Origin of the sequence: Micromonospora sp. WMMD712, from assembly GCF_029581295.1 — a bacterium.
GTDB classification, from domain to species: domain Bacteria; phylum Actinomycetota; class Actinomycetes; order Mycobacteriales; family Micromonosporaceae; genus Micromonospora; species Micromonospora carbonacea.
On the sequence record NZ_CP120743.1, the window covers coordinates 5901944 to 5914646 of the forward strand.

Annotated in this window: 7 protein-coding genes; 1 reads left to right on the forward strand and 6 read right to left on the reverse strand. The window is 67.8% G+C overall.

Annotated elements, in window-relative coordinates:
- Positions 1–240: 240 nt before the first annotated feature.
- The 6 genes from O7633_RS25820 to O7633_RS25845 all read right to left on the reverse strand — a co-directional run bounded on the left by O7633_RS25820 (position 241) and on the right by O7633_RS25845 (position 10577).
- Positions 241–3228, reverse strand: a complete 2988-nt coding sequence (locus tag O7633_RS25820) for a tetratricopeptide repeat protein (protein ID WP_282324232.1) — start codon at positions 3226–3228, stop codon at positions 241–243.
- Positions 3225–3641 carry a hypothetical protein gene (locus tag O7633_RS25825; RefSeq protein ID WP_282324233.1) on the reverse strand — a complete coding sequence of 139 codons (417 nt, stop codon included), beginning with the start codon at positions 3639–3641 and terminating at the stop codon, positions 3225–3227. The genes O7633_RS25820 and O7633_RS25825 overlap by 4 nt, the downstream gene beginning before the upstream one ends.
- Before the next feature lie 70 nt (positions 3642–3711).
- Positions 3712–6813, reverse strand: a complete 3102-nt coding sequence (locus tag O7633_RS25830; RefSeq protein WP_282324234.1) for a DEAD/DEAH box helicase — start codon at positions 6811–6813, stop codon at positions 3712–3714.
- A gap of 23 nt (positions 6814–6836) precedes the next feature.
- Positions 6837–8588: a phospholipase D family protein gene (locus O7633_RS25835; protein WP_282324235.1), complete on the reverse strand. Its 1752-nt coding sequence runs from the start codon at positions 8586–8588 to the stop codon at positions 6837–6839.
- Entirely contained in the window at positions 8575–9810 is a 1236-nt protein-coding gene (locus O7633_RS25840; protein ID WP_282324236.1) for a DUF6361 family protein, read from the reverse strand. Before O7633_RS25840 ends, O7633_RS25835 begins: the two co-directional genes overlap by 14 nt.
- Positions 9807–10577 carry a DUF429 domain-containing protein gene (locus O7633_RS25845; protein ID WP_282324237.1) on the reverse strand — a complete coding sequence of 257 codons (771 nt, stop codon included), beginning with the start codon at positions 10575–10577 and terminating at the stop codon, positions 9807–9809. The genes O7633_RS25840 and O7633_RS25845 overlap by 4 nt, the downstream gene beginning before the upstream one ends.
- Positions 10578–11335: 758 nt before the next feature.
- Here O7633_RS25845 and O7633_RS25850 point away from each other — a divergent pair.
- Positions 11336–12703, forward strand: a complete 1368-nt coding sequence (locus O7633_RS25850; protein WP_348776303.1) for a hypothetical protein — start codon at positions 11336–11338, stop codon at positions 12701–12703.

Consider the following 12703-nt stretch of genomic DNA (forward strand, 5'->3'; position numbering starts at 1 on the left):
AGTCTCGCCGGACTTGCCGCGGTGCCCGCCGTGTGGATCCCCATCCATAGTTGGCTATCGCGATATCATTAGCCTGATCTGGCTTCGTGAAGAAGCGGGGGTCGTGCGGCCCCGGGCTCGGCCGAGTCCTCGCACCAATCTTCAGGCCGTCTACCCGGCTTCGATCATTAATCGTTTGTTGGTTGCCGACAGCACCGGCGACGTTTCCGGCCACCGCTGTGGCGCGACGATCTGCGGAATTTAGGCGTCCCGGGCGAGACGACGGCGGATAGACACGGTCATCGGGTGCTCGGCACCGAGTGCGTTCTCACTGATCTCCAGCGACCGTTGCAGCAACGGTGTCGCCTCGGCCTCGCGGTCAAGAGTGGACAGCAGATGGGCAAGATTGGCAAGCATGATGGCGATGTCAGGATGCTCGGGGCCGAGAGTGTCTTGACTGATCCTCAACGCACGCTGCAGCAATGGTATCGCCTGCGCCGGCTTGCCCAGGACGTCCCAGGTAGTGGCGAGAGCGCCCAGTCTTGTGGCGACACTAGGGTGGTCGGGACCGAACGCCGCTTCGCTGATGGCCAGGGCGCGCTGTTGCAGCGGCACTGCCTCGGCGGCCCGATTTAGCATGACGAGCGTGGCCGCCAGGTTGTTCAGCGCAACGGCGACGTGAGGATGGTCTGGGCCGAGCGCCGACTCGAGGCTGGCCAGTGCGCGCTGCTGCAGGGGCCGGGCGTCCTCGGCTAGGTTCAGCTCGTACAGGGTTCGTCCGACATTGCCGGTTGCCGTGGCGGTGTTGGGATGGTCGGGGCCGAAGATTGCCTCCATGATCTGCAGCGCTCGCTGCGCCACGGGTAGTGCCTCGCCCGGCTCCCCAAGCGAGGTTAAGGATCCGGCGAGGTTTAGCAGCCCAATGGCGGTATCGGGATGATCGTGGCCCAGGGCCGTCTCACTGATCGCCAGCGCGCGGCGTCTGAGCGGCAGCGCCTCGACCGGTTTGCCCAACGCCTCGATTGTCTGGGCGAGGTTGCCTATCATGACCGCGATGGCCGGGTGGTTGTCGCCCAATGCTGCTTCGCTGATCGTCAGTGCGCGCTGTTGCAGTGGCAGCGCCTCCGTGGCCTTGCCGAGATCGCTCAGCGTTAACGCGAGGTTGTTGAGACGCCGCGCGAAGGTGGGATGCTGTGAGCCAAGTGCGGCCTCGGTAATTGCTAGCGCCCGGCGCCGCAGCGGCAGCGCCTGTGCCGGCTTGCCCAAGGCTTCCCACGTCAATGCCATATTGTTCAACCGGACGGCGAGTTCCGGGTGTTCAATGCCGAAAACGGCTTCGCTGATGGCCAGCGCGCGTTCGTGCAGTGATAGCGCTTCGGCGGGTCTTCCTAGCGTCGTCAAGGCCACCGCCAGGTTGCCCAGCCGCAAGGCCACCACCGGATGGTCCGGTCCGAACGCCGCCTCGCTGATGGCTAGGGCACGCTCGCGCAGCGGCAGCGCCTCATCGGATCTACCCAGCGCCTCCATCGTTCCCGCGAGGTTGTTGAGCGCGATGGCGACCGTGGGGTCGTCGGCACCAAGGGCTGCCGTGTCGATCGCCAGCTCGCGCTCGCGCAGCGGCAGGGCCTCGGCCGGCCTGCCCAACTCGAGTAACGCCTGTGCAAGGTGGCTCAGTCCGACGGCGACGTCGCGATGCTCGGGCCCCAATGCCGCCTCCGCCACGGCCAGCCCTTGTTGCAGAAGCGGCAGCGCCGCGTCGGCTTTTCCCAAGGCGGTCAACGATGCCCCGAGGTTGAACAAGGCGGTTGCCACGGTGGGGTGATCGGGCCCGAGCCTGGCCTTGAGAATGGCCAGTGCTCGTTGTTCTTGCGGGAGCGCGACGTTGTGCTGGCCCTGCGAAGACGCGAAGAAAGCCGATTGTGCCAGCAGGCGTGCCGTCGCCACCGTCGTCTCAGCGCTGGGAACAGTACGGGCTAGTGCGTCGATGTGTGGTACGAGCTCATGCCAGGCTGGCCATGTATCGATATTAATATGAGGATCTCCTGGCGGGATGGCTGCCGAGAGAAGGTGGGTAGCCGTGGCGACCACAGTGTCGGCGTCCTCACCATGCGTGCCGCAGTCGTTGGCTCGCTCGCGGAGCACGGCTGCGACGAGCCGATGCAGGGCAATGCGTCGCTGATCGAGCTTGATCATGCTGTAGGACGCAAGAAGGCCGAGGGCCTTATCGACCGCAACGACATCGGTCGCATCACCGCTCAGAAATCGACGGGGGATGTTGTCGGGGGCGAAGTGCGCTAGGGTGCGCAGCAGATACACGGCCTTCGGATTCTTGCTGCCGATAGCGGTGATGGTGAGGTTCCAGATGCGGGCGACAGTGCGTGACGCCTCACCGCCCTCGTCCACTGCCTGGAACGCCTCAGCGGGCCGCGCACGGAGAATAGTTAGATAACTCCACGCCGTGATCCTCTGTTGCGCGATGTAGGCGCCTGCCTGCTCTAGGGCCAAGGGCAAGTGTCCGAGTTCGGCCGCCAACTCGGCCAAGGCATGCGAGTCGCCAGCGTCGCCGACAAACCCCCTCAACAGCTCGATCGACGCCTCGGGAGTGAGAACATCCACCAGTAGCGGCTTGGCGGATCCCCGCCAGTTGATGTCGCGACGGGTGGTGGCGATGACGAACCCATGCCGGCCGACCTGCCCGAGGACGGCGGCCACAATCGCACGATTCTCGACGTTGTCGAGGATCAGCAACCAGTCTCGGTGGCACTGCAACCACTGCAACGCCCATCCTGCGGCATCGACTATCGTTGTGCCGAGCAGCGAGTGCGCCGGTTCAAGTCTGCGAGCTAGGTCAGCCAACGACTCCTGCAGCATCTCGTCCGTTTCCGCCGACGCCCACCAGATCAGCTGGTGCCGGTCGGCGTGCCGGGTCGCGTACTGCAGCGCCAGTTCGCTCTTGCCCACCCCGCCGAGTCCGAAGACCGCTTGGGTCACCACCGTGGCGCCCTGCCTGCGAAGATTTTGGTCGAGCAGGTCAAGGTCAGCCTGCCGACCCACGAACGGATCCGCCGCCGTGCGGGGAAGGCCCGTCAGCCGAGCCGGCATCGGTACGCGCTCGGGCGAGCGTAGGCTGCCCAGGGCGACATTGACAATCTGGGAGTTGTCGCCGCTGATCGCGATGCCTGTGTTGGTGTCGACGGCGATGGAACGCTCGCCCTCGGCCGTCACGCCACGCTCGCTGGGTTTGGTCACCGCTGAATCGTGGCATTGTCGCCGGTGTTGGCGACACCCGAGTTGTTCTGGATTGCGATCGATCGATCTCCGGCCGCCTTCATCTGCGGAGACCCGGCCGGCAGCATGGCTGCCAACTCCCGCGCCAGTTCGCTATCCGCCGCGAGCGCCTTCCTGATCTGCAATCTGAGTGCCGCAGTGCCGTCTTGCTCGCCGCTGGCCAGGTCGCTGACCGCGTCTTCGATCGCCGCGCGCGACTCTTCCCGGCCCAGCAGACGCCTCAGCAAGCGGTGGCCCACGTTCGCCGTAGCATCGGACGTCTTGTCGACCACCGTGTCGCGAACCTTGTCCAGAGTGCTCATCCCGTACGCGGCGATCGCAGCGGTCACATATGGCATCACCGCGGCGGCGGTTTGCGAAACATCGACATCCACTCGACATGCTTACACAAGCTAGCGGTGCCAGACAAAGCAACAACCCGAAGGTGGCCGTGTGCCGGGAAAATTAACCAGCCCGATGCGGAGTCCTGCCTGATCCGTCACTGAGGCTCCTTTCGGGGTCCGGTCGTAGGTTCAGGATGTCTGATATATCGGCTGCGTCGATGGTGCGCCGTCGGAGCAGGTTCAGGAGGTCTTCCTGCCGTGGTTGGCCGAACGCCAGCCGGTACACCGCTAGGTCCGACTTGAGCCGGTCGAGTTTTGCCTGGTCGCGGCTGAGTGGGTAGGGCAGGACGTGTCGTTCGATCTTCGCGGGCCCGGGGAACACCCAGTACGGGGCGAAGTCGCCCAGTTCTCCGGATTCTGCTCGTGCCGCGTCGTAGAGGGCTTTCCAGACGTCCGGTTCGGGGGAACGTAGGGCTTCGGCGCGGTGGGCGGTGGCGACGTTGCGGCGTACGGCGTGTCCGCCGAAGCGGTGGACGCGGCCTTCGCGTTGTTCGAAGTCGACGGGGTTGGCGGGGGTGTTCCAGTGCACGACGGCGGAGCACCACTGGTGGAAGTCGATGCCTTCCTGGCCGGCGCTGGTGGTGGCGACGACGAATGGCCAGAAGGGGCTGTTGAAGGCTCGGCGTACGACTGCTTTGCGGTCTGCTTGGGCTTGTTCTTCGCCGCGGCCGCCGTAGCGCAGCGCGAACCGGCCGGGCAGTTTGATCCGCTCGTCGGGGTGGTGCGGGTTGAAGGCTTCGTACGTTGACGGTCGGCTGGCGATCGCCAGCCGCGCCTCGTCGGCGAGCCGACAGAGTTTCTCGTCGTCGAGGCGAGTGTCGGCGGTACCGCTGCGTAGGGTGTGCAGGTGCTCGTCGAGGACGGCCTGCAGATCACCGGCGGCGCAGTAGCGCAGCACCGCCTGCCAGTAGACCGGGCCCATGGACAGGCTGTCGAGCAGTTGGGCGGATTCAGGCCGGTTGAACAGGGACCGTAGTCCGTTGGCCAGTACCGCCGCGGCGCGCCAGTGCCCGGCTGGTGTGATCGCGTCGTCGGGGTGGATGAGTCGGGACAGTGCCCGCCAGGCGATGTTGCCTGGCGCGTGCATGCCGATCGCCGCGACGCTGTCGAGCAGACCGTGGAGGTGGTCTGCTGTGGGGTAGTGGGTGTTGCTGGCCAGCTCCCGGGCTCGTTCCACGTGCCGGTCCAGGCCGGTGGCTGTTGCGTCCTCGTCGGCGGAGGTACCCAGGGCGGCAGCGGCATCGTCGCAGCCGGGGTCGGCGCCGGGCCACCGGAAGACCAGTTCCCACGGCTCGGCCGGGGTCGCTTCGGTGGCCGCCGTATCGGTGGAGGCGTAAGCGAGTAGCCTTTCCCGCACCTCGCGTTCGAGCACGGCCAGCGGCGTGGTCTCGTCCGGTCGCTGCCGGGCTAGTGCCAGTGGGTCGCACAGTGTGGCCAGGGCGGGATGGGGCCAGAAGAGTGCCAGGGCGCTCATTGCCGCTGGGCGGTTGTTCTCGGTGCGGTAGTCGAGGTGCCGGCTTTCCTTACCGTGGCCGCCGAGCTGGCGTTCGGCTTCGTAGCTGAGTAGCCCGGCCACTGCGGTGGGGGTGGCGTTCCAGGAGGAGAACAGCAGCCGCTTGGTGATGCCTTCGGCCGCTGCGGTGGTGAACGGTTCGTCGAGGGTGTGGTAGGGCAGGGACGGGGGCAGCCACAGCAGTCGCCACCAGCCCCGGTCGACGGTGTCCGCGGCGAGTCGCCGTAGCCGGCCGTTGCCGAGATCGACGGGTTCTCGTCGGTTGATCGTGTCGGCGTCGAGCAGTTGCGCGGTGGCCAGCAGCGCGGTGACGTCGGGGTCCGGTTTGCCGTCGAGCGCCTTGCGGACCTTGTCGCCGATTTGGTAGCCGTCGAGGAAGTTCAGGAAGTAGGGGGCGGACTTCCAGTACTCGACCGACATCCGTGCGCCGACAACGTCGGCGACCCGGCGCATCGCCACGTAGCCGCGCACGTCACGGGTGTCGAGGTCGTCGGCCAGGTCGAGGTGTTCGCTCAGCATCCCGCCCTGGCCCAGCGCGGGCCGTTCGGTGCGGCACATGACCCGCAACAACAGAGTGCGCAGCCAGTCGCGCAGGTCGCCGCAGGGTTCGCCGCGTACCAGGGCGTCCCGGTACGCCTCGAAGGCCTTCGTCACGTCGGCGTGCCAGGACTCGTCGTCGGTGAGGAAGCGCAGGACCTGCCGGAAGTCGCGGTAGTGGTCCTCGCCGGCGCCGGCTTCCTCGGCGAAGGTGAACGGTTTGTACGGGGTGGCCGACAGCAGCAGCACCCGGGCGGCTCGATGGTCGAACAGGTGCCGGGCGAGTTCAGCGCTGTCACCACCGTCCGGGTCGAGGAGCTCCCGGAACCGCTGGAACTCGTCGAGGATGACCAGGTCCGGGTCGAGGACCTCGACGCCAGCGGTGGCCAACGCCGTTCGCAGGGCACCGGTGAGTGTGCGGGCCTTCTCCCGCAGCGCGTCGGGCAGGGCGGGGCGTCGACCGATGCCGTCGAGTAGCGCATCGAACTCGTCGAGCAGGCCGTCGTGGCGGGCACGACGCAGGAACCCCTCGGCGATCGTTGGGTCGATTCTTCCTTCGAGTTGTTCCCGGAGCCTGTTGCACTGCTCCTCGAAGCGTTCAGGGGTGGCGACGGTCGCCTGCAATGCGCGTAGCGCGGCTCGGGTTCGCCAGCCGTTCCACGAGTGGGCCTGTTCGAGGAGCAGGAAGATCAGCGCCCGCTCCTCTACGGCACCGGTTAGCCGGCCCTGGTCGAAGGAGGTGCCCGGGGTGAACGCGATCAGATTGATCGGCTTGCCGGTGGTGGCGGTCGCGGCGTTGAGCTTGTGTGCGTGTTTGGCGAGCAGGGTGAGTCGGCTGGACAGGGTGAGGGTCTTGTCGGCGGTGACCCGTAGCCGGTCGATGTTCTGCCGGGCGACGTCCTGGTTGGAGCAGACGTAGATGACGTCTACCCGTCCGACGCTGTCGTCGTCCTGTAGCCGTTGCAGGGTTTGGGCGATGATGCCCCGGGCGACGACGCTCTTGCCGAGTCCGGTTTCGTCGGCGACGAGGAACCGGCGGGTCGGGTCGGCACCGAAGTACCGGTCGACGACATGCGCGACGGTGGCGCGCTGGAAGTCCTTCAGGCCTGCCATGACCGGCCCCGCGTCGTACCGCTTCACCGGCCCACCGCCTCTGGGTTCGCGTCCCGTGCCTGGTCGATGACCCGCCACAGCTCGGTGAAGCCGGGCGGCAGCAGCCGTCTGCTGTCGCCGTCGGCTTCGATACGGGCGACCAACCGGGCCAGGTCGTCGAGCTGCTCCGGGCGGTCCACGAGAGCGTTGAGCAGCAGTTCGAGGATGCCGGTGCCGCCCGTACGCCAGATGCCCTGCCCGCCGTCGTCGCCGGTCACGGCGGCGGCAGCCTCGGTGCCGAGGCCGAGCATCAACAGCAGGAACCGCAGGAACTTCTCCGGCGTGTCGATCTGCTGGGCGAGGACGTGGTCGAGCCGGTGGGCGGGGTCACCGATCAGGGTGGCGAGGACGACGGTCTGCTCCCGACCCGTGCCGTCTTCGGCGACCACCAGGACGAACGGGGTGATGTCGGCCAACGCGAGCCCGGCGAACACCGCGGACACCGGCTGGCCCGGAACCAGCGGCACGGCTTCCCCACGGCGGGTGTGCAACTGCGCGGTGATCCGCACGCCCGTCACCTCTGGAACGGCTTCCTGCGAGTCGAGCCGGATCTCGTAGCCGCCGGCTGAGGTCGTGACGGTGGCCGACATGGGTATGGCGGCGATGTCCCGGATGAGGTCACGCAGGAAACCGGTGTCGGGTTCCGGCTCGGTGACGTCCTGGCGTTCGTGCCGTTCGAGGATCTCCCGGAAACCGGCGTCGGGACCGAGGAGGGCGTTGATCCCCCACCGGTTCCGGCTGCCGATCAGCTCCACCAGCAGTTCGACGTTGCCGCCGAACGCCGCGTCGGTGGCGTTCGCCGAGCCGAGCAGGACCCGCGCCTGGTGGCCCTTCTCCACCACGTACACCTTCGCGTGCAGCCCGTGCAGCACCTCCTGACCCGGCGGCGCCTCCTCGGCGGGCAGACCGGCCAAGGCGCTGACCACGAACGCCTCGGAACCGGCCAGGCTCTCCTCGGGCAGACGGTCGAGCGCCTCCTGCCGGCTCACCACCGACAGCGCCCCGCTGGGCGCGCACCGGTTCAGGCCACCCGGCGTGCAGAACGGCGAGATGACCAGGTGACGAGTCCCCGCAAAATCCGGCGGGCGGCCACCAGGCACCCCCAAGGCGTGAAAGACGATCCCCTGAGCATCCTCGGGTGGTTCCCACTCGGCGCGACGCAGGTCCTCGCACAGCGCCTCGATCGCCGCGTGCCGGGCGGCCGGTAGCGGCGTGACCGCCAGCCGCACCGCATGCCGCAGAAGATCGTCCAGAGGCCGGTTGTCCTTCCTCAGGCGGGTGCCCGGCACGCCATCCAACCGCAGGCACACATCCCAGCTGCGATCCTTGGTCAGATTGCGGCTGAGCACCAGCAGCCGCAGCGACACCTCTCCCGTCGTGTCGTCGCGGAACCGTAGCGCCCACAGCTTCGGGTGGAACAGGTGACCCGGCTTGGGCCGGTGCACCTGGTGCACCATCGGCTCGACGAACGCCAACAGCGCCGACGCCCCTGACGGCACCACGATCTGCCCCGCCTGACAGAACACATCGATCCGGTCCGCGCAGCGCCGCACACCCTCCATGACCGCGATCGGGTCCGCCGACTCCCGCAGGCCATGCGCAGCGAACGCCAACGGTGCGACCAGCAGACTCTCCAGATCCAGGGTGAACGTCAACGCCACCGCCCGGCACAACCGCGCCCCCGGCGGTGGGCGCAACGCGTCGAGCAACAGCGCGCGGGAGTCAGGCGCGAGCACCGGCAGCCTCCGAAGGACCAGCAGCGCAACCGTCGTGGATGTCGGCGAGGATCCGGCGAACCTGCGGCCAACGGAACACCAACTGCCGGCTACCCGACGCGCCACTCCACGTACGCAACAACTTGTCGTTGACCAACCGCGACTGGCCCTTCTTCACCGACCGCTCCCGCTCGCCGACGAGATCCCGCAGGGCCGGGTCGCTGGCCGCCTCGCCGGCAGCCCCGCTGGTCACCGCGTCGAGCCACCGCTCGATGAACTGCCGGACCTTGACGTTCGTGCTGATCCGGGGATTCTTCTCGATCAGCCGCGTCCACATCCCCGACCGATCCCAGCCTTTCAGGTCCGGCTCCGCCGACACCCGATCGCTCCATTTCGATAGCCTGTCGCGGTATCGGGCGGCCGGCTGTTCGTGCTCGGACAGGCCCGCCTGCTCGTACCGCTCGGCGACGAGCAGGTTGTACAACAGCGCCGTACCATGCATCGCCAGCGAGAAGCGCTGCGCGTCCCGAACCAGGGAACCGATCGGCTCCGGCGCGGCCAGTGCCATCGGCTCGTCCCACGGCGCATCGCCCTCAGATCCAGGGCGATGCGCGGGCTCGAGGAGGTACGCCAGCAGGGTGCCGGGCACCGCGGCGATGATCCGTTCGCGCAGCCAACGGGCCTCGTCTGGGAGTAACCTCAGCCCGCCCTCGACCTTCTGTGGAAAGTTCGGCGGTGCCCCGGGCAGGGTCGGATGCCAGCTGCCGCGTGACCGCTCGGTCAGCTCATCAGCCTCGGCCAGCCGGGATACCAGCCGTCGGTCCGGTGCCGTGTCATCCTCACCGCTGCGGATGCCGTACTCCTGGAGAGCAACGGCGTAGATGTTCGAGGGCAGGGTGCGGACCCCGACTCCGGCACGCCTGCCGATCATACCCTCCGTGTCGCTGCCACGCAGCAGAGCGGCGATCACCTTCCGCTCGTTGCGGTCGACCCGCGCGGCGAGGCGGTCACCACGTAGCCCACGCTTTTGCGCCTCCTGGTAGCACCAGGGCACGATCAACAGATAACGTGCCCGGTTCTGCAGGACCGACGTGCCGGGAAACAGCAGGTCGCTGAACGCGTCGCGGACCTGACCGATGCCCAGCTCGTCCCGGCTCTCCGTGTCGCTGAAGAGCTTGAGTAACTCGCGCATGCGTTGCTGATCCTCGCGAGAAGTGTCCAGCCAACTCAGCCCCGAGGTCATGAGCGCCTCCCGCCGGCTTCGGTGACGTCGACAAGGTCGCTGAGCGGCCCCGTGGGCAGGGCGATCCAGCCCTCGACCCCTGCGACCTGCCGCTGCTCGTCGTCGGGTCGGGTCGCCCTGCCTATGGCGGCGGCACGTGCGTTGAGGGCCGCGATGACCGCGTCGAAGGCGTCGTGGCTGCGTCGACACAGCGCCTCGGAAGCACCCAGGTCGAGCCAGGGTGCGGCCGCGCAGAGCGCGGTCACGAGGTCGGCATGCTGCGTCTTCTGGCCCCGCCCCTTGTAACCGCGATACGTCAGACCCCAGCGGCACAGGGCCGCAGCCGGGTAGACCTCGACGAGTTTGCCGTCGCCGCACCGGTCGACGTCCTGGCCGGCGGCGGCCAGCATCGACAGCAGCCCGGCGCATCGGAAGGCGGCATGAGCGATGCGGTCCGCGGACACGCTGAGCGGAATGATGCCCGTCGTCTCGCGTACCACCTCGTCGGTGAACCGGTAGGCCAGGCGACGCCGCCACCGTGCGGCTTCGCCGTCGTAGACGGTGACTGGGCCGGACCGGTGGGCCGTGACGAGCGCGACGAAGGGTTCCGGCCAGCCGAGCGGGCAGTCCAGCCCGACCTTGTCCGCGTCCTGGCTGGCCTTGACAATCTGGGCGTCGCCGACGTCGAGGACCAGGTTTCGCACCACTGCGCGGTCCGATAGCCATTCGATGGTCGCCATGGCCGTACGTTTGTCCGCCGCTGCGAGGTCGACGCCGAGGGTCAGCACCGCAACACTCTAGGTGCCGCCCTTGCGTCGAGACATGGCTCGACCGACCGTCGTTGTAGGACGTTCAGGTACGCGTGACCCCCGGATCGGTGAGTGAGAGTGGGCCCAGTCCGTGTGAGTGGTTCTGCGCGAGCATGGCCCAGGGCCTACCGTGATCCGTGGCCAGCTGGTTGTCATGATCCATGCGGTGTCTCCGTGGGTGCTCGGGCGCGATGGGACGGGGCCAGCGCGCGATGGACTGGGCTGGACGCCGTTCCGCTGAAGCTGGGGCCTGACCGTGAACAGATGGACTCACGCGACCCCGTTGGACCAGACGACTCGATCAAGATCAATCTCTTAATCCGCGGGTTCGGGGTTCGAGTCCCTGGCGGCGCACCACCGAAAAGGCTCTGACCTGGGGTTTCACCCTGGGTTGGAGCCTTTTGGTGTTCCTGCCGGTGGTTCGGTGTCTCGGTGGGTGCTCGGGAGCCGTTGGACCGTTCCGGCTGCCGGTGGACTGGTGGCCTTGTCGTGGAGGCTGTCGGTCGTCCGGGCTCCTTGGCGCGGCTCGTCTTGTGCTGGTGATCACGCCTGGTGGTGTCCCATACGCGATCGCGCCTGGGGCCTGGCCACCGTGAGGGCCCACCGTGGGGGTTCCGGGCGGGGCGGCGTGCCTCAATCCTGTGGTGGATGTTCGTCGGTGCCGGCCTGCATGTTGACTTGCCGTCACAGGGCTGATGCGCTGAGCTGCTGATCGATGGATTTGTCGTCCGGGCGGGGTGGTCGTGGGCGTGCAGGTTGATCCCGAGTGGTGGAGTTCGGGAGTCTGGAACGGTCGGCCGATCGGCGAGTTCCTGCAGCGGCGAGACGTGACCGCCGCCTTCCGGTTTCTCCATGCTCGCGGTGTGTCCTATGGCAGGATCGCGGCGCTTGTCGGCGTTTCACCAAACCGTGCCGCGGAGATCGCCAAGGGCATCCGTCAGGTCACGGCCTACGAGGTCCTGGAACGGATCGCGGTCGGCTTGAGTATTCCGCGTCCGGCGATGGGGCTCGGCCGGACCGACGACGCGGACGCGGTGCAGGATCGCAGCCACGCGACTGGTGCGAACGTCGGGGCGGAGCGGCCGTTGGCGGGTGAGGGAACAAGCGTCGAGGTGAGCAGCCTTGCTCGGCTCCGGCTGGAACTGGACGAGGCCTTGGCATCGGCTAGCGTCTCTCCGCGGCATCTGGATCTGATCGAGGAGTCGGCCGGCGAGCACATGCGGGTGTACCCGTCTGCTTCGCCCCAGGTGATGTTGTCGCTGTTGGCCGCTGACTGCCGGGAGGTTCAGGTCCTTTCGCGTCGGCGTCAGCCGGCGGTGGTCCAGGCCCGGTTGTCGGGGGTGGCGGCGCTGTTGGCGACGATGTGTGCCGATGCGCTGATGCGACTGGGGGATGTGGGCGAGGCACGACGGTGGTACCGCACGGCGATCCATGCGGCGGACGACAGTGGACAGGCGTGGTTGAGGGTGCTGGTGCGGGCCCAGGCGGCGATGCTGCCCTACTACTTCGGAGATCCGCGTCAGACCGTCGCTGTCGCTGAGGAGGCACTGGCGGTGACCTCGACAGCCTTACCGTCAGGTGCCTTGGCGGCGGCGGGCCGGGCTCGGGCTCTGGCCCGGGTCGGTGCCACCGGGCAGGCGCGGGCGGCCATCGACCAGGCACGCCGGATGTTCGACCAGGCCGGCGACGAGGACACCGACGTGGCGTTCAGGTTTCCGGCGAAGCGGCTGCTGCTGTACCTCTCCGGGACGTACACGTGGCTCGGCGACACGACGGAGGCGTACCGGGTCCAGGACGAGGCGTTGCGGCTGTACGGGGCGGCACCAGCGGTACCGATCGACGCGGCGCTCATCGCCCTGGACAGGTCGATGTGTCTTGCCCATGACCGGCGGGCGGCCGAAGCGGCAGTGACGGCACGCGAGGCCGTCGCGGACCTGCCCGAGATACAGCGGACGGAGATCATCCTGACCAGGGCAACCGATGTGGTGTCGGCGATCCCTGGTAGCAACCGGCGCGGTGAGGTGGCCGCGTTGACGGACTACGTGCAGGTGTGCCGCGAGCGCGCCCGTAGGCTGGGGAGCGCAGCCGCTGCACTCGGTCCCTAG